A 24506-nucleotide genomic window follows, 5' to 3' on the forward strand; every position below is an offset into this window, starting at 1 on the left:
GTCCCCGTGCTCAGTCAGCATTGTCACAAGCTGGGCAATTCCTGAAGCGTCGTCGCCGATTCGCTGCCTGGCGAGCTGTTTTCCATCAACATCAACTAACGCAATATCGTGATGCTCCTCGGCCCAGGCCACGCCGCAGAGAACTTTTGCTGGCAACCCCGCGCTCTCCATACTGGCCTCCCTTGCACCTCGGTCTTCTTCACGGGCCAGAGCCTGGGGCGGGGTGCGCGTACTCTCTAATGGCAGTGCTCAAGGCACGACATCCCACCAGTCGTTCGCAACCCCAGCGGGTCGCGTGGGTCTCGGTCCTCTTCGGAGCTGAATCGCTCGTGATGTAGTGGGAGGTAATCCACGCGATCGGCTCAGGCCACGAATAGAGAACATCATCGGTGTGGTGATCGGGGAAACTGATCCCAAAATGTATGTTCCAGACCGTATCCGCGTACTCGTGGTAGACCGCTATCTGTCCATTCCTCATTACTTGAACCGTATTTGGCGGATTCTGGGCACAGGGTCGGCCCCGTCTGCCGATAGGACTCGAAGGTCCAGATGATCTCTAGGACTCGGCCCTGCACCAATGAGGCACGAGCCCCCTTGGCAGGAGGCTCGTGAACCGCCTTCAGGACCCATTAGACGATCTCGATGCCGGGCCGCTCGGCGAGCCAGGCCGCGAGCGTGTCCGCCTCCCGATCGGGAAGGAGGTCGACCGGGCGACGTGTCTCGACGTCGACGAGCACGGTTCCGTAGACACGGCCCTTGCGCTGGGCGTACTCGTCCACGCCGACCACGCGGGGTACTGCGGTGGCGGGGTCCGGAAGTGAGGCGATCAGCCTCAACAGGGTGTTCCGGCTGACCGGAACCTGGAAGGCGTCCGTCATCCGGGCGCCGGCCCGGCCCGCGAGCGCAAGACCGACCGACACCAGCATCGACCGCAGCCGCTCGGTCCGTCGCCCGAACCTGCGGGTGAGACCGGGTACTTGCTCGGCGAAGGTCATGCGCTCGCAGGATTCCTCCTCGCAGACGAACCTCCGCACCCGCAACGACACCACGACGAACTTGCCAGCCGTCGGCAAATCACGAGGAAATCGCAGGTAGGAGCCGTGTATTCGCCCCGACCAGCACCCGCACCCGGGACAGGCCGCCCGCCCTGCGGTCGTACGGGCCTCGACCTGGACGACCGTGTCGATCACCTCGACCGATTCCACCAACACGCCCTCGACCGAGGAAAACAGCAGCTCGTTCAACTGCGGCAGCACTTCATTCACGGCGAAGGACTGGCGACCACACCACCATCCAGCCAGGCGATTTTCGGGCGAACTTTAGTGGTTGTAGGCGGTCAGTGCGCGCATGGCTGGCTGGCCGCGCATGAACCTGGTCCACTCATCAGGCCCCCTTGGAATCGATCATCTAGGGAACCGGGAGGCGCTCTACCGGCGGACCGCCGAGATCAGTCCGCCGGGCCGCTCCTCGCGCTGCGGCGGGGTGTTGATCGGGCGGCCGTAGGCGGCAGCGTGCTCGCGCAGGGTGTGGCTGTCGGCCTCCCAGCCGTGCCCGGCCAGCCAGCCCACCGGGTCGTCGGGCATCTCCGAAATCCACATGGACGCCGCCGATCCCGGCGCGGCGTCCGCGCCGAAGCGCTCGATCACGCCGCGCGAGCCCAATGTCAGCCCCATCCGACTGCCTGCCGCCGACTGCGTGCTGATCCGGGCCAGCAGCAGCTCCACCGCGTCCTCGGGCAGATAGATCAGCAGTCCTTCGGCGATCCACACGGTCGGCACCGCCGGATCGTGCCCTGCGGCGGCCAGCGCGCCTGGCCAGTCCTCACGCAGATCCACCGCGACAGTGATCCGCTCGCAGCGTGCGACGGCCCGCTCCTGGCGCAGCACCGAAGCCTTGAAGTCCAGTGGCGCGGCGGTGTCGACCTCGAACAGCCGGGTGCCCTCGGGCCAGTCCATCCGGAAGGCCCGGCTGTCCATGCCGGCGCCGAGCAGCACGACCTGCCGGACCCCGGACGCGGAGGCCTGCTGCAACAGGTCGTCGAGGAACTTCGTCCTGATGACGATGGAGAACGCCACACCCAGCCGGCGGCGTCGCGCGGCCTCGTCATCGGGCAGCGGCGGCGAGGAGGGCCACAGGCCGCCGGCGGTGGCGAAGGCCTGTGCCAGTGGGTCGCGAAACAGCGCGTGCTCCCGCTCGGTCTCCAGCGCCCGCACCCTGGCCACCCCCACCGCCGTGGCCCACACTCCCGACGGCTGCACCCGCTCCTGCTCATCAGTCACCGCGCCAGCCTAGAAGATCGATTCCAAGGGGCCTGATGAGGGGAGCCAGCTTCATGCGCGGCCAGCCAGTCATGCGCGCACTGACCGCCCACGACCACTAAAACCACCATAGGCGAAGATCAACAGTCACCCTGTGTACGCGACCACACGAAGTGGACCAGAGCCCGTTCTCGTGTACAGAGACAGCCAGGGACGGGTCGGACTGTCATCGCCATCACCCGCACCCCCGCCACGGCGACCCGGCCCGTGCCGTGCCGGCAGACCGCCGTGGCGCCCCTCACCACCGGGCAGGAGCCGGCCCGGGAACTCGTGTTGGAGGCGTGGGGGATGGGCTGGGTCGGTTCCTGGTCGACCGAGGTCCCCCTCAGCCTCCCTACCAGTAGAGGCAACCGGGCCGGGGGCCGCGCGGATGCGGTCCTCCATGTGCCGGAGGCGGGGCTGCCGGTGTTGTTCGTGGAGGTCGACAACTGCACCGAGTCCGCCAGACCCTGGCGGCCAAGTTCGAGAAGTACCTGCGCTACTTCCGTCTGAGGTCCAAGATCCCGCTCGGCAGCGAGAGTCCGGTGTGGCGTACCCAGTGCCCGTCGACCGGGCGGGAGGGGCACCCGCCGGTCGTGGTCGTCTTCAACCCCGGCATCCGAACTGGCTCGCAGGTCCTGAAGAACCGCATGAACACCGTCATGGAGTTCACGCGTCCCGTCTGGTCCGGCAGCTACCACGTCGCCGGCGGCGGGTACGGCGCCGAAGAACGGGACGGCTACTACGACTACGACTACGCCGACGCCATCCCCCTCCTCTTCACCACCCTCGATCGCCTCCAGACCAGCGGCCCCCGGACTGCGGTGTGGTGGCGGTGCGGACACGGCCAGTGGGAAACCCTCCCCGACGCCCTCGCCAACCCCGCCGACCATGACGCCTGGTACGCCCGCGACGAGCAACGCCGCCGCCAACGCGACGAAGCAGAGCAGCGACGGCAACAGGAGTGGGCAGTGGAGAGGGAACACTGGGCTCAGGAACCTGACCCGGAACCCGAGGCGGAACCCGTACCGCCGTGTGAGCGGTGCGGACTGCCGATCATGGGCCATCCAGGCGAGGACGCCGAGCTCGCCCCGCCCGAGGACGGGCGGCACGGCCACTCCTGCCGCACCGACCTGCGCCAGTACCCGACCCTGGGCGAAACCCTCTTCGGACGCCGCCAGCGCAGCAAGTAGCCCGGCCCCGCCAGAGCGATACCGGGGCCGGGTTACGGCTGAGAACCCTAGACCGGGCAGCGGAAGTCAGGTCCTCAGCCGTCGCGCATCAGGTTCGGTCCCAGTACGCGATCTCTTGTGAAACGACGTCCGCCGTCGACCGGCACGCCCACGGGGACCTGCCAGCGCGCCGACGATACGGAGCGTGCCAGCCAACCGACCTGGCTGTCCCGTCTCGAAGGATCTGGTTCGCGGCTGTGTCGGCCACGTGCGACGACCAGATGAGTTGAGGTGCTGGATCGGGGAGTGTTTCGGCTGGTGTGGTCTGACGGATACGGATACGGATGCGCTCGCGGTCTCAGCCGATGCGGTCACGGCGACGCCGTCCGGGACTGTGCTGTCTACGCTGTATCGATGCTGCCGTACGAAGAACTGGCCCCGCCTGAACGTGAGTTGTGGGACGCCTTCCCCGAAGGTCGCCAGGTGGACCTTCGCGCGGGCACGCCGAGCGGAGACGATCAGGCCGGAGGGGCGGACTGGGGGCCCGAACGCACGCTTCGGGCGGCCGTCGTGACAGCTTTGGCGCGGGGAGCAAACGCAGCGCCACCGGGGGGGCACGGCTTTGCGGGTGGCTGGCGCGCGGATCACCGGTCATCTCGATCTCGCTGGAGCGGAGATCGACCACATGTTGCGGTTTGAGGGCTGCTGGTTCGAGGAGGGTCCGAACCTCTATGGAGCGGCCACCCGGACGATTGGGATCATCGGCAGTCGGGCGCCCGGCATGGACGCCACGTCGGCCCGGGTAGAGGGCACCCTCGATCTGCAGCGATCGGTTCTCCACTGCGGGGTTTCGCTCATGAGAGCTCGGATCGCAGGCGAGTTGAAATCGCAGGCGAGTTGAAACTGAGCGAGGCGATGCTGTCGACCTCGGACCGTTGGGCGTTGTTCGCCGGCGGCCTTGTCATGGAAGGCGGGGTGTTCTGCCGCAGAGGATTCACCGCGCACGGTGGGATACGGCTGCTGGGAGCCCAGCTGTCCGGCGGCCTGTTCATGGAGGGAGCCCGACTGGACAACCCCGATGGTCCGGCGCGCGTCGCGGACAACGCCGTGGCCTCGACTCTGGTTTTCTCCAAGGGGTTCACCGCGCAGGGGGCCGTATGCCTGCGCGGTGCGCAGATATCGGATCAGCTCACCTTTGACGGCGCCATCCTGAACGGCGAGGACGTGGCCCTGGACTGCTCGCGGATGCAGGCAGGCGATGTGCACTTCACACCCGCCGCACCACCTTCCGGCGCGGTGGACCTCCTGCGAGCCCAGGGCACAACCCTTCACGACGGCGAGGGCATCCGGCCGCGCATCGTGCGGCTACAAGGGTTCAGCTACGCCTCCATCCAGTCCAAGGACGGTCTAATCGGTCTTCAGGGAGTTATTCATGAAATTCATTCCATCTTCCAGGCCGCGGCGCGCGGTTCTGGTGTCTGTGATGGCTGCCGCGTCATTGCTGTCGCCGGGTACCGTGTCCGCGGCACCTGCTGCCGAGGTGCGGACGTTTGCCTCAGCCGGCAAGCACACCTTCACCGTGCCGCAGGGCGTCAGTCAGATCCGCATCGTGGCTCTGGGCGGCGGTGGGGAGAAGGCGGGGGCGGGGGCAACAACGGCGATTCCCTGAGCGGCGGCGGAGGCGGCAACTCGGCCGTGGTGTCGTGCCTCATCCCCGTCAAGAGCGGATCGACGATATCCCTCACGGTCGGCAGCAGCGGATCGGGAGGCAAGGGCGGAAGCGGCCTTCGCAAAGGCGGTGCATGGGGTAGGAACGGTTCCAACACCACCGTCGGTATCGGCGGGACCCTGGCATCCGCCGAGCAGGGCTGGGAGGCGGCTGGCGGCGATGCATCCAGATGCATCGAGAGCGGCCGCCCCAGCCGCAGAGGAGGGGGCGGCGGCGCAGCGGCAAGCCGGTGCGCGGGCACCGACCGCACCATCACCCCGGGCAACGGCGGCGAGCGCGGCTGCGAAGGATTTCGCAACAATCCCGGTCTGGGCGGCTATGGCGGCACGCCCGCCCAGTATCCCGAAACCTGCCCAGGCTCCGGCATGGGCGGCCACGGAGGACGTGGCGCCGGCAACCTCGGCGCGGCCAATCCCGGCCGCCAGGCACCTTCCGTCCCCGGCGCAGCGGGGAACGATGGATGCGTGGTTCTGACCTACACCACGGACGTCAGTTCCTCCTGACTCCGCGGGTCAACGTCGCGTGTCCGCACGATGCTGCCGGGGCTGAGTGGCGGCAGCGGTGGCATGAGGGCCCCAACGGGTCGGGGCCGATGGACAGTCCGATGCTGTCGTTCTCCCTGCCGGCCGGGACCGGCAGGCCCAGATCCTGCGGGGTCAAGCTCCCAACTGTTCTTGAGTCAGCTCCGGGGCGGTTGACGAGATCCCGTCCGATCGGTAGATCGGGCGGGATCTTTGCATGTGCTGGGCTGGTTCGAGGCGGTGACCGAGACTTCTGACAGCAACACCGGTTTCCTGGTCCGTTCCTACTCGGACCCCGATCTTGAGCATGTGTCGGAATCTATCGGGTGGACCGTTCACTGACGTTGATTTCCGAAGTGAGTTGCCGACACTGCCCATCTGCGGGTTCGTGATCACCGGCGTGAGTGTCGGCAGACGGTCGTTTACCGACACTGCGCCTCCGGCTCTGTGCTTGCAACCTGTGACACGATCATTAGTGGCGCCCCCTCTTGCTGGCCCCTTGCCGTGCGCTGCGAACTAAGGCCATGATGATCAAATGCCATCTAGCCAACACGCCGGGTTACCCGATCCCCACGCCGCACGCCGGGTGATCAGCGAGGCCCTGACGGAACTCGCGGGCCGCATCGCCGACCAGATGCAGCACCATGCAAATGCCACGCCGCGGGTGCCCTATGACCTTCGTGACTGGCTAGTGAATATGGAAAATGTCCTCTCCCGCTTGCCTGGGGATTTCAAAAAATTCAAGGGAGTGTGGTCGTCTTACAGTGCTGCGGGCGGCGACATCCGCAGAATGACCGGTGGACAGATTTTTGGCTATATCCTTCCTAGCGAGTATTGGAACGGCGCCTTCCCTGGTTCGGTACCACGCGATAGGTGGGAGGCGCGCCTAAGAGAACTTCGTGCGGGCCTCGTCGGGTTGGCGAACATCCTGCGGACCATGTCGCCTCCGGCTCTGCCTCGCCATAAGCCGCCGGTATTCGCCCGACTTCGTGATGACGTCGTGGCGGCGTCCGTTGCTGATCAGCTCGCCGCGTTGATATCGGAGGGCAGTCTTCGCTACGAACAGGTGGTGGATGGCAGGTTCAGCCCGAGCCCGTCGTTCGAACCTGGCTGGGACTACCAGTGCCACCGCGTACTCGGGGCGTTTCTGACGACCGAGGTTCCCCAGCGATTCGCCGAGGCAACGGACGGACTCCAGGGCATGGAGGTTATCGGACACTATGACTCTGGGCAGTTCTCCTCTTTGTTTCAACGGATTCACGCGGCATTCATTGCAATAGCGCTCGACTATCTGACGGAGGTGCTGGAGCTCATGCCCAAGTACGCGGAGGACTCCGGGCAGGGCAAACGCCGCGACCCGCTCACCGTCTACAACACCTACTTGCCGAACGCGCAAGGGGTCATCGTCGGCGAGCAGCAGAACTTCACCCAGAACAACTCCACCGGCATTGACCCGAGAGCCTTCATCCAACTGGCTGGCTATGTGGGCCAGGTCAGCGGCGCTCTGGGCCTGGACGAGCCGGATCGTGTGGAACTGGAGCGCGTCACCCAGGAACTGCATGAGGAAGCCACGTCGGGTACTCCCCAGGTGAGCCAGCTGCGCCAGCTAGCTGGTCAGATCAAGGATCGGTTGCTGGAAGCCGGAGCCACCATGGCTGCAACGGTCGGTATCCAGATGGCCGAGCAGGCGATCGGCGCACTGGCACAGTAGCCCTCATCACAGTGTGGATCTCGCGGCCCGCGCCGCACCGACGGTCTGCCGGGGGCGGGGAACAGCCAGAGGCGCCAGGTCGATCCGCTTGCCCATGTCAATCCGTACGGCACCTTCCGCCTGGCCATGGACGAGCGCATCGACCTGGGGTCGGCTGCCGTCTTGTTCCGCCCCCGGACCCCGCCGGACACCGCCGACCGATCGCGTACGGAGACACAGTAAATGACTTCCAGGACTTCGCCGACCCGAGGACAACGAGGCTCCGTGGCTGGGATGGCGGACGGGAGGGCCTTGTCCGCCAGAGCGGTGAGCAGGAGCAGCACGGCGTTGATGGTGAGGCCCGCTGACGGAACGGGCGTGGCGATGGCATGACAGGGCTCCTGGGAGAGTGGCGGCGAGCGGGGTCCCGCAGGGAGGTCGGCTCAGACAGACGGCGTGGCGGGCGGTGCGGGCCGGTCTTGAATGCCCGGACGCGCTCGTTGGCGGCGTGGATGCGGGGGGGTCTCGTACGTGACGAAGGCGAGGCCGACCGGGGCCTGCACGACCGGTGTCGGACCGCATGGAAGTGGGCGGGGCTGCGACCTGGGCACTGAAATCTTCCGCGCAGGGGCTCATGGCGGTTAGGGCGCACCGGTTGCTTCAGTGCCCAGTGGCCGTTCGTCGGCCCCCTGGCCGCGGGCGGGCTGGGTCAGCGATTGACGCGGTTGCGGACGGCCAGGACCGCCAGGCCCAGAAGGTCGGGCTCGGTGGCGCGGGACGCCATCTCGATGTACGTGCCGGCGGTGGTCAGGTCCTGTCCGGAGGAGCGGAACACCACCGAGTTGAGCGTGACGTTTAGGGCCTTCTCGAAGCGCTCGCCGGTGAACCTGTTCCCGGTGGGGTTCTGGGGATCAGCCTTGTCGATCTCGAAGGTGACCTTGCCGCCGCCCGGCGGTACGGTGCCGGACGCTTCCTGCTTCGGGTCGTCTTTCGGAAGTCCGAAGACCATGAGCAGCACGATGGTGACGAGCATGGCGACAGCGAGCCAGCCCAGGGCCCTAGAGGCGCGCAGGCCGTAGCCGGACAGCATCCAGTAGCCGTGCAGCAGTCCCCGTTCGGTGCGGGTGGTGCCGGTGCGGTCGTGGCGGCGCATCTCCATCTCGCCGTAGTAGAAATCCGCCGCCCCCGGCTCGTTCTTGCCGTCCTCGAACGCCTTGCGTAAGGCCCGGTACACCGGCGCCAGCTGCGCAGGCCCGACGTGTCCGGCGCCGAACACCGCCACGTTCCAGCCCCTGACCGCGGTCGGCTGGCTCGCGCGCCAGCGGTGTTCTTCGGCGAGGGTGCGGCGTTGGGCGAACCGTATTGGGCACCAGCGCCGCCAGTGCGTGCGGGGTGGGACCGTGTCGAAGGCGCAGGTGCCTTCCAGCCGCACCTGGTCCAGGTGCACGGTCCCGGCGAACAGGTACCCCGACAGGTCGACGTCGGCGAGGACCAGATGGGCCGCGTCCACCCCACGCAACGAGGCCATCCGCACCGCGGCGTCGGGTGCGTCGGCAAGAACCTGCTCGTCCACCGGCCGCCCGTCGGGAACCACGAAGGGGTCGGGTTCGTAGGCGGCGGGACACGCTCGCGGTGGTGGTCTCCGGTCGTGCGGGGAACGGTGGGACGGCGACTGCGGAGGGGAAGGGAGGCCCCGGCGGCCGCACGGCCGCCGGGGCTCACGACGACACGTCAGCCGAGGACCCGGACCGGTTCGCCGTCGAGGTAGGCCTGGATGTCCTCAAGGGCCTGGCCGTAGTAGCACGCGTAGTTGGCGCGGGTCACATAGCCGAGATGCGGGGTGGCGAGTAGCCGCGGTGCGGTGCGCATCGGGTGGTTGTCCGGCAGCGGTTCGACGTCGAAGACGTCGACGCCGGCGCCGGCGATACGGCCCTCGTGCAGCGCAGTGAGCAGGGCGTCCTGGTCGACGATCGCGGCCCGCGAGGTGTTGATCAGGTAGGCGGTGGGCTTGAGCAGGGCGAGCTCGGCGGCGCCGAGCAGGCCCCGGGTGCGGTCGCTCAGCGCGAGGTGGAGGGAGATGAAGTCGCTGCTTGCCAGCAACTTCTCCTTGGAGGAGGCGAGTTCGACGCCGACCTCGTCCGCGCGTTGCTTGGTGAGGTTCTGGCTCCAGGCGGTGACTTTCATGCCGAAGGCGAGTCCGATCTGGGCCACCCGGCTGCCGATCTTGCCGAGTCCGAGCAGGCCGAGCGTGCGGCTGTGCAGGTCGGCGCCGACGGTGGACTGCCAGTGGGCGCCGTCGCGCAGGGCGTTGTTCTCCTGGACGATGCCGCGGGCGAGTCCCAGCAGCAGGGCCCAGGTGAGTTCGACCGGCGGCGTCGAGGAGCTCTGGGTGCCGCACACGGTGACGCCGCCCGCCTTCGCAGCCGCGTAGTCGATCACCGAGTTGCGCATGCCGGAGGCGATCAGCAGCTTCAGGCGGGGCAGCCGGTTCAGCAGCGAGTCCGGGAAGGGCACCCGCTCGCGCAGGGTGACTACGAAGTCGAAGTCGGCGAGGGCGGAGGCGAGGTCGTCCTCGGTGGCGAAGTGCTCGGTGAAGGAGACGACCTCGACCCGATCGCTCAGCGTCGACCAGTCGGCACATGTGCTCGCCACGTTCTGGAAGTCGTCGAGTACGGCGCAGCGGAATTGCACGTCATTTCTCCCAAGTGTTCTCGCTGTCGGGGCGCGGGCACGCGCCCAGTCCGGGGTCGCCCGGCAGTACGATCCTGCCCCGGTCGATCACGGCACCGGAGAACGGGTCGCCGACCAGGTCGAGATGGCCGTCGAGGTCGAGCAGGGCTGCCAGCACCGAAGCCTGTAGTGGCCTGCCCTTGGTTTGCGCAGTTCAGGCCCACTACGCGGTGCCGCTGAACCCCCAAGAGGTGGGTCACGTGTGCAGGTCGCGAAGGAACCCAAGACCGAAGGGGAGTGGTGGGGGGTGGGTGGGTGGGTCGCGGACGTATCCGTACGGCTCCACGAGCGCGGTGCGCGCTCATGTACTGGCCGCGCTGGGCGTGCTGAAGCTTGCGACGGCGGACCAGATGCACCGGCTGATGGCGCCGGGCCACAAGGACAACAAGGCCTTCCGAACGCGGCTCTGGATCTGGCCCGGCACGGTCTCGCCGTCTCCGAGGGCAGCACCCGGGACGGCAACAAGCTGTGGAACCTGACGCCGCTCGGACTAGACGCCGCCGCGGAAGTCCTGGACCGACCGGTCGGGGAGATGGGCCGGACCGCGCGTGGTGCGGTCCGCTCGGGTGCCCCGCACGCGGTCGCGGTCAACGAGACGGTCGTTCGAGGAGTACCTGCGCTACTTCCGTCTGAAGTCCAAGAACCCGCTCGGCAGCGAGAGTCCGGTGTGGCGTACCCAGTGCCCGTCGACCGGGCGGGAGGGGCACCCGCCGGTCGTGGTCGTCTTCAACCCCGGCATCTGAACCGGCCCGCAGGTCCTGAAGAACCGCATGAACACTGTCATGGAGCTCACGCGTTCGCATGGCATTGTCGTTCACCGGCAGGTCCGGCAACGCGACCTGGGGCAGCGGCAACGTGATGTGAGACAGGACGATCCGGCCGGTGTGGAATGCGACGTCCTCACCGACCCCGACCCCGACCCCGACGCCGCGGTGCTGTTTTGCGTGCAACACGACGGTTCTCGCCGACGACGTCCAGTACGGCCTCCGCCTCCGCCACTTTCAATGGGCCACGACGAAGCGGCGAGAAGGCCGTGATCGATGTCAAGCACGGCAAGCTCCTCACGAAGCTGATCAAGAACATATGGTGCGGGTCTTGAAGCCGGTGGCGCCGACTACGAGACGACCATGAACGAGGGATACGGCCCGAACGGTGTCGCGGTGCTCATCGAGTGCCTCACCGACAACCGCAACCGCGCCGCCTCGGACGTCTGGCTTCGTACATGAAATAGGGCAGCGCTTCGACAGTGATTTGGGAGGCACTCGGGGGCGGCTCCAGGTCGCCGATGTCCACAAGGTTCGACAGCAAGTGCGTTGACCGCAGGTCAGCGTCGCGGGGTCACGAGGGCCCGGCGTCGTCCTGGATGCGGGCGTGGAGGTGTTCGTCGTGCCAGCCGTCGGCGTGGAGGAGTGCGCTGCGCATCGTTCCTTCCAAGGCGAACCCGGCCTTGGCGGCAGCTCTGCACGAGGCGGTGTTGGCCACGGAGTGCGTGATGCGCAGGCGATGGAGTCCCAGACTTTCGAAGGCCCACTGGCTGATGGCAAGGGTGGCGTTGACCATGGCTCCGCGCCCGCGACCGGCAGGCAGCAGCCAGTAGACAAACTCGCCGCTGCCGCCTCGCAGGTCCAGGTCGGCGAGGCCGATCAACCCCACAGGCTTGTCGTCGTCCTCGGGAGCGACGGCCCAAATGGCGGCCTCCTCGCTGTGCCACCGTTGCTTCCAGCGCGCGATCTTCTCCCGGGCTGCGCCGATGGTCAGCTGACCGGGGCGGTTCCAGTGCTGGATGTCCGGGTCGAGACACGACTCCACCAGGACCCGCGCGTCACTCTGTCGCCAAGGGCGCAGATGCATGCCTCTGGGGAGTGCAAAGTCGGGCTGCCGGGTCTGCTTCATTCGGCCAGGAGGCACCACGGGGGCTATCGGATTGATCACCAATCCATCATGCCGAGGGGGTGCTGTCCGTTCTCGCGAACATGGACACTGACTCGAACTGGGCACCTCCGCGAGCGGCGAACATCCGCTGTCGTAACTCGTGAACAAAGCCAGACGTCCGCGTCGCCATGACGCGCAACGGCGGCAACATGGCCGACCCGGGCTCCGTCTCGTACCTCTTCAACCGCAAGGGCGTCGTCATCGTCCCCAAGGCGAGCTGACCGAGGACGACGTCCTCGGCGCCGTGCTCGACATGGGTGCCGAAGAGGCCAACGACCTCTTCGGCACCTTCGAGGTCATCTCCGAGGCCACCGACCTGGCCGCGGTGCGCACCGCGCTCCAGGAGGCCGGAATCGACTACGACTCCGCGAGCCAACTTCGTCCCTACCATGCATGTCGAGGAGGGCGCCAAGAAGATCTGTTCCCTGGAACCAATGGCCGAGGTCGTCGGCTCGACGGTGAACTCCAAGACGCCGCCCTCTCAGTCGGGACGGCCCACTTCGTAGTAGATCCCGCGCACCGAGCAGGGCGTGATCAACGGCCATGTTGGTCACGCCCTCGCTGCGGACAACGAACGTCGACCCGCCGCCGACCATCACGGTGGGCCCGGACACGGTCAGGCCTGAACTGCCTCACCCAGCTCCTTGCCTGCGTGCCGACTGCGTCCATGTGTGGACCACGCACTGTCGAACAGCGAGATGTAGGTCACCTCCGAGGGCGTCGATGTCACACTCCGGGGGCTCGCCTCCCTCTCAGGGGGAAACCGTAGCGACCGCGGCAGGAGGCACTCATGAGCTCCGAAGTGGCAGCAGGGGGCTGCCAGACAAAGCCGCGGCCGGAAAGCTCGATGGCCGGCAGCACCTCGACCGGCCCCGCCCAGCCCGACGGCACACGCCACGGGGGACCCATAGGCCCGACGGGCCGACGAGAAGGGAAAGATCATGGCCAGGTATTGGAAGACGGGGCGCGCATTGACCGCCGGCGCGGCTCTGCTGGGCGCACTGGCGCTTTCGGGACCGGCGCAGGCCGCCGACCGCACCTCCATCGTCGCCTACGGCGCTCACACCCGCGCGCGGGCCGTGTCCTACGGTGCGAACGGCGCCGTCAGGGTCTGCGACGCCTATCCGGACCACTACGGGGTCGCCGTCCGCTACTACCGCAGGGTCGGAAACCTTCAGACGCTGTCGAACTTCAACGGCAGCTGCAGCGAAACCACCGACATCCAGAGCAATCCGATCATCCTCTTCACGGCGTGCGTGATCATTGACGGCGTCGACTACTGCGCCTCCCCGTACCAGGACACCGGCCGGTAGCCCGCGCGCTCCCATGGGGTGCCGCGCGTCACGATTGCGCCTTTGCTCGGGCGAGCTCCTTCAGCGCCATCCGGGCCGCCGGCGTTCCGGCCGCAGCCTGCCAGTACGGGTGTCCGGCGATGCGCCGGGACAGTTCCTGCAGGTGTCGCCGGTGAGCGGCGGTGCCGTGAGCGGGCGAGGTGTCGGCGAGCTCCTGGTACGTGGCGTACCAGGAGGCAAAGGTAGCGTGCCTGAACCCGTGAGGCCTGTGAGGCGCGCACCCCGTTTCCCCAGGCAGGCGCGGTGATCTGCCTGCACACCATCGTGGTCGTCGCCTATGCCGAGGTGTAGCCCGGCTGGCTCTGCTCACGAGAAGGGGCCGGGGCTGGCGGAGGAACCGTGTACCCCGCGAGGCCGACTGGAAGAACGACGAGTTCTACGGCCGGGGCTGGCGGACGCCGCACTCGTCGCTGACCCGGCTGGCAAGGACGGCGGCAGCGGTCAGGGCGGCGAGGGCGGCGAAGCCTGCGGTGAGGGCAGTCGTCGCGGCCACGGCGGCGACGAGGAGGGGGCCGCCGGCATCGCCGAGTTCGCGGCCGAGTTCGGCGGCACCCATGGTCTGGCCGAGCCGTTCGGGCGGGCTGGATGTGACCAGGGCGGCGAAGCCGAGCGGGGTGATCATGCCGGTGCCGGCCCCGATCAGGATCGCGGCGAGAAGGACGCCTGCCAGGCCGGGCAGCATCGCCGCGGCGAGTCCGGCGGCGGTGACCGCAAGCCCGGTGCTGAGTCCCGTCGCGGTGGTGATGCGCCCGTGGTCGAGGGCGGCTCCGGCCCGGGGCTGGACCAGGGCCGCGCAGGCCGCGAGCAGGGAGACGGCCGCCCCGGTGGCAACCGGCCCGAGGTGGGCGGCGGCGCCGGTGACCGGCAGGAAGCCCACGCCGGCCGACAGGGCGGCGGTGGCCAGTGCCAGTGCGGCGGTCGGGCGCAGGAAACTGCCCTGGCCGAGCCGTTTGGCGAGGTCGACGACCGTCTGCCGGGCCTTGGGCAGTGGTGGTACTGCTGGGACGGCAAGGACCGCCCAGGCGGCGACGGCTGCGGCCAGAGCGGTCATGGCGGTGAACAGCACCGGCAGTCCGCCACCGGCCACCAGTGCCCCGCCGAGCAGCGGGCCGGCGGTGTAGCCGATGCTCTTGTAGAAGCCGTAGGAGCCGAATGCCCGGCCGTGCTTGGCGACGGGGTTGAGGCGGGCGACCAGGGCGGAGGCGGCCGGGGAGAAGGCGGAGGCGGCCGCGCCTTGGCCCAGACGGGCCGCCCACAGCAATGAGGTGGTGTCGGCGAAGGCGAACAGGGCCGAGGCCGCGGCGAATGCGAGCAGTCCGCCGAGCAGTACCGGGCGGGGGCCGACCTTGTCGGCCAGGGTGCCGAAGACGGGCTTGAGGAGGACCTCGGCGCCGTCGTACAGGGCGAGCAGGCCACCCAGGACCAGGAGCGACTGGTGGTGGCCGGTGGTGAAGCGGCCCAGGTTCGCCGCGACGCTGTGGGCGCCGAACGCGGTGGTGAAGCCCGCCGCGTACAGGGGCCACAGCTGGCCCCGCTCCGACCGTTGTCCGGGGCGTGGGGCGGTGGTAGGCACCGGCGGGTCCTTCCTGGTCGTCTCGGGCATCGGGTGGCTTGGGGCCGAAGTGCTGAACAACCGTGGCCGCAACTCGTGAACAGAATTCAGACAGGCGAGAATCCAACACTCTTTGTGAATCAGGCATGCACGATGAGTGATCCATCTTCCTCCCCGTGGACGCGTTTGTGGGAGGTGGCTTCCTGCTGCTGTGGTCACCGTGGCAGGCCAGGACGGTCGCCTTGTCGCTCCTCCGCGAGGGCGGCCGCCTTGTCGTCCCGGCCGCCCTGCCAGCGCATGCCGAGGGCGTCGAGTTCCGCGCGGCGGGCCGCGGGGAGCCGGCCTGCCCGGCGTCGGGTGTTGTCCAGCCACCCTCCGAGCCGAACCGCCGTGACCTCTCCGCCTTCGCCTGCCATTTCTTCGACGTGCTTGCGCGGTGTGTTCAAGTGGCCTTCGCGGGCGTGGAACTGGCGGGCTGCGGCGAGGTGGGTGGCCCATCGGTCGGCCTGTGTCCGCCGTGCGGGTTGCTGCTCTGCCTCGCTGACCGAATCCATTCCGAGGACGCTGTCCAGGAGCCACTGCTGCGCGGGCATCAGCGTCTCCCACCCGGCCCGTTGGGCGGTGGTCCAGGCGCCGAGGTCTTCGCCTTGCACGATGACCTCGCCCGCCCGCACGGGCAGCGTCCCGCCGGCCCGCACGTGGGCATGCGTGAGGTGGAAGCCCCGCTGCCAGTCGATACCCCACGCGGGACACCACGCCGGATCGATCCCGTCCAACGCCTCCGTACGACTCTCCGACAGCTCCCCGGCGCCGGGCACCCCCACCTCGCCAGCTGCGCGTCGTCCGGCATTCTGGACCGCCTTGCGGGCTGCCGCGCGCTGGTTCTTGGCCCACACTCCGACGGGGAAGCCGTCGTCCCACACCGCCGCGGCCGGGGGCAGGAAGTGCCCGTGCACAGCTGCCCATTCCTGCGCCACGGCAAGACCTTCGGCCCACGCGGTCTCCCACGCCGACCACACCATCCCCAGCGCCTCTGACAAATCCGATGGTGATCACTGAGTAAGTGGTGTGGCTGACCTATGGATGCAGTGATCGTTTCAGGATTTAGTGCCGCGGTGCCATGCTGCTCTGAGCAGGCATTTTTTGTAGGGCGGGGATATTGAGATGGCCGCTGAGCTGCGAGTGTAGTGATCGTTTCGGATGGTAGTGATCGGGGCGGGATCTTCTTTTCTCGGAGGGCTTTTGCTTGCCTTCGCCAGCGACTGCTGCGGCGTGCTCTCGTGTACATGCTCCAGGGCTTCTACATGCTCCAGGGCTTGATACGGCGAGGCAGACGAACAACTCTTCACGTGAGCCACCGGTACCTACGCCGACTCCCGGATCAACTTGGTCCCAGGTCGACGCATCCGCGACCAGCGCATCGCTGATTCCATGAACGGCGAAGGCGCCCTCAGCCACCGGCGTCCGCGGATGCCCTGTGAGGTGCGGGCGGCGTGTGACAGCACAGGGGCAACCGGAAGACGGCGGTCGGACGGCCCGTGGTCCTGCCGCCCGGAGTGCTGTCCGGGGTCTTTCCGGCCGGTCGGTCGAGGTACCGGTCCGGTGTGATGCGCAGCTGTTGTCCGCGGCCTCGTCTCTCGTGTGGTCAGGACTGCTCGCGGCAGTCCTCTTCGGCGCACTCGAGAGTGACGAGGGTCTGGTCGACCTGCTGGCTGGTCAGAGGAGGTTCGGGCAGTTCGTGGGCGCCCTCGGTGCGGAAGGCGTCGAGCATCAGGTGGAGGTGGCGGCGCCAGGCTTGGGGGGCGATGGTGCGTGTGGCCTGGATGATCCCGGCCTGGGACCAGATCACGAAGGCGATGTCCTCCGCGGTGACGTCGCCGCGCAGGACGCCCTGTTCCTGGGCGTTGCGCATGATCTGGATGCAGAGTTCCTTGGCGCGTTCGTACATCTCGCGGCCGGCCACGTGAAGGGGCAGCCGTGCCGAGACCAGGTCGTTGAAGGCGCGGTCGCAGGCCTGCAGCTGGCAGAGTTTCTCCAGGTAACGGCAGAACCCCTCCCACGCGTCGTCCATGGCCGCGGCTTCTTCCGCGGTGGTGAGCAGTTCCGTGTACTTCGCGTTGAAGAGTGTTTCGACCAGGTCGAGCCGGGTGGGGAAGTGGCGGTAGAGCGTGCCGATCGCGACGCCGGCCTCGCGGGCGACGCCCTCCAGGGACGCCCCGAGGCCCTGCTCGGAAAAGGCCGTGCGGGCGGCGGCCGCGATCGCGTCCCTGTTGCGCTGTGCGTCACGGCGCAGGGGTTTCGCCGGTGTCTCGCTCGCGGACGGGGCGTGGTGGTGGCTCATGGCTCGAGCGTAACATGAGGCCCCCCTCGAATTCGATTGTTGTCATGTTTCCGATCGCAATCCCGTCTCTCTGACGTGCTGTGATGAGCCTCACCGCAAATATGAGGCACCCCTCGGGTACGGTGGCAGAGCCGAACGTGAGGCACCCCTCCGGATGACCTTGCGGCAAGCCGACTGACCCGGGATTTCCGGATCTCGGTTCACATAGAAGCGGCGGCCGCCAGTTCGGCGAAACCGCGGCAGTCTCGCAAGGGAAACGACCATGAACAGCATGACCAAGCGCGTCTCGATCGCACTCGCCTCCACGGCGCTGGCCGGCGGAGCCCTTCTCGGAGCCGGCGGCTCGGCGTCGGCAGCCACGACTTCGGTGCCCATGCAGCACACGCAGTACGTGTCCGCCACCTCCGCGACCAGCAGCGAGCAAGTCGGCCGCCACACGGACGACGACCACCGTGGGCAGGACACTGTGCGCTACGTACGGGCTGCGAACCACGAGGGCGAAGCGGCCTCGTGGCGCGGCGTCAGCGCCGCCCGCTGGCACGAGGACCAGGTCGACGAAGCGGCCTCGCGGCACAGTGTCAGCGCCGCCCACTGGTACGAGGACCAGGTCGACGAAGCGGCCTCGCGGCACAGTGTCAGCGCCGCCCACTGGTACGAGGACCAGGTCGTGTGGTCCCTGAACCACCGCTGACGCGGCCCGAGCCGCCCCACTCCGGAACGCCGGCGCCTGCCCACACAGCAACACGGCAGCACCCCCGGCCGACCAGAATCCCGGATGGCGCGCCCCACGGCGGTCCGCACCCGCATTGAGACGAACGCCGCACGCAAGGCGAAGGCACTCTGGCCCTCAGCGCCCGCCACGCCGACCACGGCCAGGCCCGCACCTACACATGAACCTCGTCGACCGCTTCCCTTGCCGATCGCTTCCCCACACGCCGTGACACCCCGCCGGACCGGGCAGGTCCTCTCCACGCCGGGACAGTCACCCGACGCGAACGCCCAGAACACCACCCCAGGGCGATCGACCGGCCGGGGGCCGGATCCGGGGCCGCAGTGGTCACAGAAGTGCCCGATCAGTCTGCCGACGACGTGCAACCGTACTCATGGCCAGCTTCCTTGCTCCGGTTGCAGCGAGCCGGGGGAACCCCGGACGTCGAAGCGGTCAGCAGGACTGCTCGCGCGGCCAGCCGGATCGTTCGCGGTGATCGGCTCGCCGTCGTGCGGTGCCGACGGCCTTCGGGCGCGTCGAGGCGCGGGCGCGCCACGCGCCCGCGGTGACCGAACCGGTCCCGTCGGTCTTGCCGCGGACCACACGTCGATCTCCATCAGGCCCTCAGCGCGACCGTCGAACTGCTCAGCGCCTGTGCCCGGTTGCTTCCTCACGCTCCCTCCCTGGACGAAGCAGACCTGACTGCACTGGACTGGAAGGGCGATGGGGTGCGGCTGCCTGATCGAACTGACCGATCCCGACGGCGCCATCGGGGAATTCCACCGCCTCGAGTTCGCCTGGTGTTTCTCACCCTCGGCTGCCCATCACCAGCCCTTCTGGCTGCTCGAGCTGCCCATATCCGAGGCATGCGTCCCCCCTCCGGCACCTCGCGACCCTGGTTCAACAGGCCCTTACGACGACCGCTTGATGTGGCTTGGGACGCCCCTGTTGTCAGTGCCGCCTGGCATGATTCTGATCATGTTCGACGGACTTCATGACATCGACTGGGCCTCGATGGAGCACGCGTACGGCTCGGCCGAGGAGGTACCGGCGCTGCTGACGGCGCTGCGCTCCCCGGACGCCGGGGAACGCCACAAGGCCCTCGACCGCTTCTACGGTGCGGTCCACCACCAGGGCAGCGTGTACCCGCCCACGGCAGCCAGCCTGCCCTTCCTGTTCGAGCTGGCCGCCGACGGTGCCACGCCCGACCGGGCCGCCGTCGTCACGCTGCTGGTCTGCATCGGCCGGGAGTCCCTCGACCGGGGCTTCGAGGACGACGGCACCGAGATCGAGTACTACCCACCGATGGGCTGCGCGCAGGCCGTCGCCTTCCTGCGCGAGCGGGGTGCGGAGTTCGCCGAACTCGCCCGCGACCCCGACCCGGACGTGCGTCTGGCCGCGGTTCCCGGGCTCGGGCTCTTCCTCGACGACGGCGACCGGGCCGCCGCGGCGCTGCGCGAGCGGCTGGCCGCCGAGCGCGGCATCGCGGCGCGGCTGCGGATCGTGGAGGCGGCGGCCACCCTGGCACTGCGCCTGCCGGCGGCCTCGCAACAGGTGGTGGACTGGCTCGCCGGGCTCGCCGCCGACCCGGCCCAGAGCCCGGCGACCCGGCTCGCGGCCTTGGTCCAGCGGGCCCGCTGCGCCCCGGATGAGATCGGCGAGGACGTCGTGCCGGCCGCCGTCGGCCTGCTGCGCGAGACCGCCCGCGCCATATCCGTGCGGCGGATCGCACCGGCCCCGAGGCGCCCGGCAACACCCACGGACAGAGTGGCGCCCCAGATTGTGGCCGCCTTCGAGGATTTCGACCGGCACACGCGCGTGTACGCACCGACCACGGCCCTGCTGCGTACGTTCCACGAAGCCCTGGGGGCCCGGGTGCCCGAGCGCACCACGGTGCTGGCCGAGCAGCTGAGCAGCCCCGACCCCGGCTCGCGCCTGGACGCGGTCCGTATGAGCGGGGAGCTGATGCGGACCTGGCGCGGGGACCACACCCGGCTCCTCCTGCTCGTCACCGACCAACTCACCACGGCCGACCAGGAGGTCGCCGCCGAGGCCGCGGCCGTCCTGGAGTCCTGCCACCCGATCGCCGCCCCGGCCCGGGAGGCACTCGCCGCGCACATCGACGCCCAACGCGCGGCGCACAGCCCTAACCCATGGGCCGCACCGCAAGCGCTACTGCGCAGAAGCCACCAGGAGGCCGTCCGGGCCTTGGCGCGCCTCGGCGATGCACGCGCGCTGCCGGGTCTGCTGGCCGCGCTGGACAGCGATGTCGACGCCTGGCGCGCGATCCAGGTCGCAGGGCATCTGCCGCAGGCGGCGGACCAGTTGGTGCCCCGGCTCTGCGACCACTTGCACCGGATCGACCTCTCCCAGCAGTGGACCGAGATGAGCGCCGACGCGATCCTCTCCGCTCTGGCCGCGCTGGGCGACCCGGCTGCGGTTCCTGTGGTTGTGGACACGCTCGGCGCCGCGGTGCGCCATGAGCGCCACGCCGTCACGCGATCGGCCCTGAAGGCACTGCGGGCGTTCGGCCCGGCGGCGACCGGCGCACGGGACACGATCCGGTCGCTGACCACCGCCGCCGACGCGCACGTACGGCCTGCCGCCGTCGCCGCGCTGTGGGCCGTCGGCGGTGACCTGGCCGAGGTCATGCCGCTCCTGCTCGGTCTCCTCGACGACCGCATCACCTTCCGGATCGGTGACGCGGCTGATCTGCTCGGCGAGATAGGGCCGCCCGCCTCCGTCGCACTGCCGCGCCTGCGCGGCCTCCTGACGCACGACTACGAATGGGTTCGGGTGCACTGCGCGGCCGCGCTCTGGAAGATCGGCGGCCAGGCCGAGGCACCGACCGTCCTGGACGCCCTGCTGCGGGCCATGGCCAAAAACTCCGCGACGGCCAACCACGTCGTGGCCTGCCTGGACCGCATGGGCCCCCTCGCGGCACCGGCCCTGCCCCTGCTCCGCGAGCAACTGGCCCTGCCCCGACGCGGCGGCAGGTTCCAGAGCATCGATCACGACGAGGCACTCCAGCGGGTCGGCCGTACCCTCATCGCCCGGCTCGATCCTCCAGCGCCGGGAGCACCCGCTCCGCGGACAGCCTGAGGCTGCGCCACCCCTCCGCCACCGGCTCGTCGGACTCGGGACACCGACGGCCATGCGGCACGGACGGAGGCTGAACACCGCGCGGCCACGGCTGACCCCGAGGATGCCGGACCACCATGCGCAGGGCGCTGGCCTGGCCGTGAGTAAGCACGTGGCCGCAAAGGCGAGTAAGTCGCCGAGCGCACCGCCTGCTGGAACCAACTTGCGCTTCAGTGGCGACATCAAGGGAACCGCTCGCTGGGCGCTGAAGGTACTCCACGGCAAGAGCGGGGCCCACTACGACTGCACCGTGCCCGATGGCACCACGCAGTGCGTGATGCCCGCTGATGACGGCTCCTGGGAGGCACAGTTCACGGTGCGCATGAACGGCATCGACTGGGAGATCTCCATCGGAAACGGTGTCTCCTTCGGGTCCCCGAAGCCGGGCAACCACTTTGCGGTGTACGACGCCGATACGAATGGCGCGTCGAACGTGCTGACCTTCGGCATCGCCTCGGACAAAGCACCGAGCAGCGTCGTGCTCGGTGACGGGCCTGGGAAGTTCCAGTACATCTACTACCTCCCTGACGACCACAACAAGGGCAAGGCGTTGGTCACGATCGACCACGGACTGACCTCCGGCACCCTGGACGCCTGGCTTGCACCTTGGCAACAGGAGAACGACCAGGAGAAGCCGCTGTTCCACATCGCCGGCCGCTGGGCGTGCAACGGTTGGGGCCTGTTGCGAACGTGCCGGTCACAGCCACTCATCGCGGACTGCGGCCGGCACGGTCACCTCGTAGCGGCCATCAACGAGTGGCTGTGACCAGCGCCGCAACGGCGGGAGCTACCACGACACGGGCTCGGGGGATGCTTCTCGGGCCTCGAACCGCTCGCGGGCGGTGAGGATCTGTTCCGTGTGCAGGTAGGACCACTCGGCGATGGCATTGGTCAACCTCGCGATGTCGGAGCCGAGTTCGGTCAGCGTGTACTCGACCCGGGGCGGCACCGTGGGATAGACGGTGCGGGCGACGAGGCCGTCCCGTTCCAAGGCCCGCAGGGTCTGGGTGAGCATCTTCTGCGTGATGCCGTCCAGCAGGCGCCGCAGTTCGTTGAACCGCATGGGCGCGTCGTTCCGCTGGAGTGCGCCGAGCACGTACAGGACCCATTTGTTGGCGAGTACTTCGATGACCGTGCGCGCGGGGCAGTCCCGCATCTGCGCGGCGAACCACTGGGCGTCCGTGAGCGTGCTGACGTTGGTGTCACGGACCGGCGACCGGTACCCAGGCTGCTTGATGGTATCCATAAGGAACCTGGATATCAAAAAGGTGCCTACTTCACAAGGGGTACCGAGGCGGGTGAGGATCGGAACGTGGCCACAAGCCGCCGGGCGCTCCGCCCGGCGGTTCACCAGCACCGAGAGCACGAGGAAACGCAGTGGCAACCGACCACGAGGACAAGACGGCGATCTCCGACGTCCTGACCCGCTACATGACCGGGATCGACCGCAGGGACTGGTCGCTGTACCGCACCTGCTTCACCGACGACGTCCAGGCCGACTTCCCCACCGGCGCATGGAGCAATCTGGAGGACCTTGCCTCCTTCATGGAGGAATGGCACGCGGACCTGGGCCTGACCGTGCACCACGTCAGCAACATCGTCATCACGGTCAACGGGGACACGGCCACCTCCCGGTGCTACGGCAACGCGAACATCCAGACCAGCCGCGAGCACCCCGAGAAGGTCCTCAACCTGCACGGGTTTTATGACGACACCCTGGTGCGGACCCCGGACGGCTGGAAGATCTCCCAGCGCACCACCAAGGTTGTGTCGGCGGTACTGGAGGAGTCCTCCGACCTGTCGCTCATTTCCAGGCCGTAAGCCCCGCCAGAAATGATGCCGTACGGCCTTCCAGGCGATTCGCCGTCCGGAAGGCCGTAGGCATCCACTTTCGATACACGCCCTCACCGTTTATGCGAACTGCTACAGACGTCTCATGAGCGGGCGCCAGTCAGGGCCATCACCACAACAGGTTGGCTCTGGGCGGTCGAGGGCCGGAGGCCTTGATTCCGGCTACTCCGTGGCTCCGTCCTCGCGTCGAGAAATCGGGAGTGCCCGGGGCCCGGTCCCCGGACAATGATCGTCATGACGTCCCTCCACTCCAACCCACTCTTCACCCGGCTCGCCGATGCCGAACGGATCCTTGTCGCGGGCGCGGGCGGCGGCTTCGACATCTACTCCGGCCTGCCGTTGGCTCTCTCCCTCCTGCATCAGGGCAAGCAGGTATATCTCGCGAACCTCTCCTTCAGCGCACTCGCCGGTCTCCCGATCGATGACTGGGTCGCCCCCGACCTGGCCGCCGTCACTCCCGACTCCGCTTTGCACCAGAGCTACTTCCCGGAGCGGACCCTCGCTCAGTGGCTGCACCAGCACGGCTACCCGTTCACCGTGTACGCCTTCCCCCAGACCGGGGTGCGCCCGCTGCGCGCCGCCTACCAAGCACTGATCGAGCTGCATTGCGTCGACGCTGTGGTGCTGGTCGACGGCGGTACGGACATTCTGATGCGCGGCGATGAAGCCGGCCTCGGCACTCCAGAGGAGGACCTGACGAGCGTGGCGGCGCTGGCCGCGCTGGACAGCATACCGACGCGGCTCGTCGTGTCAGTCGGCTTCGGTGTAGACGCGTACCACGGCGTAAACCATATGCAGGTATTGGAGAATATCGCCGCGCTGGAGCGCGACGGCGCGTACCTCGGTGCGTTCTCGATACCGCGCGCCACCCGTGAGGGCGCTCTCTACCTTGACGCGGTGACGCACGCTCAGCACCACACCCCGGAGCACCCCAGCATCGTGAACGGTTCAATCGCGGCAGCCGTGCGCGGCTCGTTCGGCGATGTCCGGTTCACTGACCGCACCCGGGGCAGCGAGTTGTTCGTGAACCCGCTGATGTCCCTGTACTTCGCCTTCGACCTCCCGGGCCTGGCAGCCCGCTGCCTCTACCTGGATCGGATCGAGGACACCCACCTGATGCGCCAAGTCCACGCGCGGATTGCAGAGTTCCGCGAATCCATAGTCACTCGCCCACCCCGCCGCTTCCCGCACTAGTGACCAGGCCGCTGTGCCCTGCCCGTGGCATCGCTGCGTCCGCCAGGAACGACGCCACGGTCAGCGAGAATTCAGGGGCACCACCAGTTCTCGGTCGGCTGTGAATCATCTACTCATGCGACCGACAGTGCGAACTCCCTGCGCACACACGACTTTTCAACATGGATGTCCGCCGGTATCAAGACTGGAGACCGCGCCCCCTCAACTGGCACTCCGCGGCGTCGCCGATTGACGAAGTGAAGCCGCACCGAGACATCAGATGGTTGAGACAACCCGACAGGTCACATGATCACAG

At 68.2% G+C, this 24506-nt stretch carries 20 protein-coding genes and 4 pseudogenes; 12 read left to right on the plus strand and 12 right to left on the minus strand.

What is annotated here, in order from left to right:
- Positions 1-629: 629 nt before the first annotated feature.
- The gene (locus ACFVWD_RS33750; RefSeq protein ID WP_389601646.1) at positions 630-1265 is read right to left on the minus strand and encodes a transposase family protein; all 636 of its coding nucleotides are present in this window, start codon (positions 1263-1265) and stop codon (positions 630-632) included.
- A 162-nt stretch (positions 1266-1427) separates the two neighbouring features.
- Positions 1428-2243: a class I SAM-dependent methyltransferase gene (locus ACFVWD_RS33755; protein ID WP_389601692.1), complete on the minus strand. Its 816-nt coding sequence runs from the start codon at positions 2241-2243 to the stop codon at positions 1428-1430.
- Positions 2244-2842: 599 nt separating this feature from the next.
- Here ACFVWD_RS33755 and ACFVWD_RS33760 point away from each other — a divergent pair.
- From ACFVWD_RS33760 to ACFVWD_RS33770, 3 genes are all read left to right on the plus strand, one after another.
- On the plus strand, positions 2843-3490 hold the full coding sequence (locus tag ACFVWD_RS33760; protein WP_389601648.1) for a hypothetical protein: 648 nt from the start codon (positions 2843-2845) through the stop codon (positions 3488-3490).
- A gap of 876 nt (positions 3491-4366) precedes the next feature.
- On the plus strand, positions 4367-5701 hold the full coding sequence (locus tag ACFVWD_RS33765; protein WP_389601649.1) for a hypothetical protein: 1335 nt from the start codon (positions 4367-4369) through the stop codon (positions 5699-5701).
- Positions 5702-6305: 604 nt separating this feature from the next.
- Positions 6306-7430 carry a hypothetical protein gene (locus ACFVWD_RS33770; protein WP_389601651.1) on the plus strand — a complete coding sequence of 375 codons (1125 nt, stop codon included), beginning with the start codon at positions 6306-6308 and terminating at the stop codon, positions 7428-7430.
- A gap of 688 nt (positions 7431-8118) precedes the next feature.
- Here ACFVWD_RS33770 and ACFVWD_RS33775 read toward each other — a convergent pair.
- The 3 genes and pseudogenes from ACFVWD_RS33775 to ACFVWD_RS33785 form a co-directional block, all read right to left on the minus strand.
- Positions 8119-9024: pseudogene (locus tag ACFVWD_RS33775) on the minus strand (hypothetical protein); the annotation flags it as partial.
- Between the two features lie 116 nt (positions 9025-9140).
- A complete protein-coding gene (locus ACFVWD_RS33780; RefSeq protein WP_389601652.1) occupies positions 9141-10100 on the minus strand; it encodes a D-2-hydroxyacid dehydrogenase family protein in 960 nt (319 codons plus the stop codon).
- A gap of 1 nt (position 10101) precedes the next feature.
- Positions 10102-10257 carry a hypothetical protein gene (locus tag ACFVWD_RS33785; RefSeq protein ID WP_389601654.1) on the minus strand — a complete coding sequence of 52 codons (156 nt, stop codon included), beginning with the start codon at positions 10255-10257 and terminating at the stop codon, positions 10102-10104.
- 448 nt (positions 10258-10705) lie between these two features.
- On the opposite strand from ACFVWD_RS33785, the gene ACFVWD_RS33790 reads away from it, so the two are divergent.
- Positions 10706-10882: a hypothetical protein gene (locus ACFVWD_RS33790; protein ID WP_389601656.1), complete on the plus strand. Its 177-nt coding sequence runs from the start codon at positions 10706-10708 to the stop codon at positions 10880-10882.
- Between the two features lie 253 nt (positions 10883-11135).
- A pseudogene (locus ACFVWD_RS33795) lies at positions 11136-11350 on the plus strand (YebC/PmpR family DNA-binding transcriptional regulator); the annotation flags it as partial.
- A gap of 127 nt (positions 11351-11477) precedes the next feature.
- Here the strand turns inward: ACFVWD_RS33795 and ACFVWD_RS33800 are convergent.
- On the minus strand, positions 11478-11990 hold the full coding sequence (locus tag ACFVWD_RS33800) for a GNAT family N-acetyltransferase (RefSeq protein WP_389601657.1): 513 nt from the start codon (positions 11988-11990) through the stop codon (positions 11478-11480).
- Between the two features lie 194 nt (positions 11991-12184).
- Here ACFVWD_RS33800 and ACFVWD_RS33805 point away from each other — a divergent pair.
- Together ACFVWD_RS33805 and ACFVWD_RS33810 are read left to right on the plus strand one after the other, a co-directional pair.
- Positions 12185-12499 (plus strand): annotated as a pseudogene (locus ACFVWD_RS33805) (YebC/PmpR family DNA-binding transcriptional regulator); the annotation flags it as partial.
- Positions 12500-13012: 513 nt separating this feature from the next.
- Entirely contained in the window at positions 13013-13384 is a 372-nt protein-coding gene (locus ACFVWD_RS33810; protein ID WP_389601659.1) for a hypothetical protein, read from the plus strand.
- Between the two features lie 415 nt (positions 13385-13799).
- Here the strand turns inward: ACFVWD_RS33810 and ACFVWD_RS33815 are convergent, their stop codons facing one another.
- From ACFVWD_RS33815 to ACFVWD_RS33825, 3 genes are all read right to left on the minus strand, one after another.
- Complete coding sequence (locus tag ACFVWD_RS33815; RefSeq protein WP_389601661.1) at positions 13800-14996, minus strand: MFS transporter; 1197 nt, start codon at positions 14994-14996, stop codon at positions 13800-13802.
- 194 nt (positions 14997-15190) lie between these two features.
- Entirely contained in the window at positions 15191-15997 is an 807-nt protein-coding gene (locus ACFVWD_RS33820; RefSeq protein WP_389601662.1) for a helicase associated domain-containing protein, read from the minus strand.
- 623 nt (positions 15998-16620) lie between these two features.
- A complete protein-coding gene (locus ACFVWD_RS33825) occupies positions 16621-17316 on the minus strand; it encodes a TetR/AcrR family transcriptional regulator (RefSeq protein ID WP_389601664.1) in 696 nt (231 codons plus the stop codon).
- 262 nt (positions 17317-17578) lie between these two features.
- Between ACFVWD_RS33825 and ACFVWD_RS33830 the strand changes: the two genes are divergently transcribed.
- Positions 17579-18007 (plus strand): hypothetical protein, encoded by a 429-nt coding sequence (locus ACFVWD_RS33830; protein ID WP_389601695.1) that lies wholly within the window; start codon positions 17579-17581, stop codon positions 18005-18007.
- Positions 18008-18048: 41 nt separating this feature from the next.
- Here the strand turns inward: ACFVWD_RS33830 and ACFVWD_RS33835 are convergent.
- Positions 18049-18327: pseudogene (locus tag ACFVWD_RS33835) on the minus strand (DUF6207 family protein); the annotation flags it as partial.
- 151 nt (positions 18328-18478) lie between these two features.
- Positions 18479-18628: a hypothetical protein gene (locus tag ACFVWD_RS33840; RefSeq protein WP_389601666.1), complete on the minus strand. Its 150-nt coding sequence runs from the start codon at positions 18626-18628 to the stop codon at positions 18479-18481.
- Positions 18629-19003: 375 nt separating this feature from the next.
- Here ACFVWD_RS33840 and ACFVWD_RS33845 point away from each other — a divergent pair, with 375 nt between their 5' ends.
- Both ACFVWD_RS33845 and ACFVWD_RS33850 read left to right on the plus strand, forming a co-directional pair.
- Positions 19004-21127 (plus strand): HEAT repeat domain-containing protein, encoded by a 2124-nt coding sequence (locus tag ACFVWD_RS33845; protein ID WP_389601668.1) that lies wholly within the window; start codon positions 19004-19006, stop codon positions 21125-21127.
- A gap of 202 nt (positions 21128-21329) precedes the next feature.
- Positions 21330-21932 carry a hypothetical protein gene (locus ACFVWD_RS33850; RefSeq protein ID WP_389601669.1) on the plus strand — a complete coding sequence of 201 codons (603 nt, stop codon included), beginning with the start codon at positions 21330-21332 and terminating at the stop codon, positions 21930-21932.
- Between the two features lie 21 nt (positions 21933-21953).
- On the opposite strand, the gene ACFVWD_RS33855 is transcribed toward ACFVWD_RS33850, so the two are convergent.
- Positions 21954-22322, minus strand: a complete 369-nt coding sequence (locus ACFVWD_RS33855; RefSeq protein ID WP_389601694.1) for a winged helix-turn-helix transcriptional regulator — start codon at positions 22320-22322, stop codon at positions 21954-21956.
- A gap of 221 nt (positions 22323-22543) precedes the next feature.
- On the opposite strand from ACFVWD_RS33855, the gene ACFVWD_RS33860 reads away from it, so the two are divergent.
- Positions 22544-22987 carry a nuclear transport factor 2 family protein gene (locus tag ACFVWD_RS33860; RefSeq protein ID WP_389601671.1) on the plus strand — a complete coding sequence of 148 codons (444 nt, stop codon included), beginning with the start codon at positions 22544-22546 and terminating at the stop codon, positions 22985-22987.
- A 264-nt stretch (positions 22988-23251) separates the two neighbouring features.
- Complete coding sequence (locus ACFVWD_RS33865; RefSeq protein ID WP_389601672.1) at positions 23252-24211, plus strand: DUF1152 domain-containing protein; 960 nt, start codon at positions 23252-23254, stop codon at positions 24209-24211.
- Positions 24212-24506: the final 295 nt, after the last annotated feature.

Source organism: Streptomyces sp. NPDC058086 (assembly GCF_042885015.1).
Classification (GTDB): domain Bacteria; phylum Actinomycetota; class Actinomycetes; order Streptomycetales; family Streptomycetaceae; genus Streptomyces.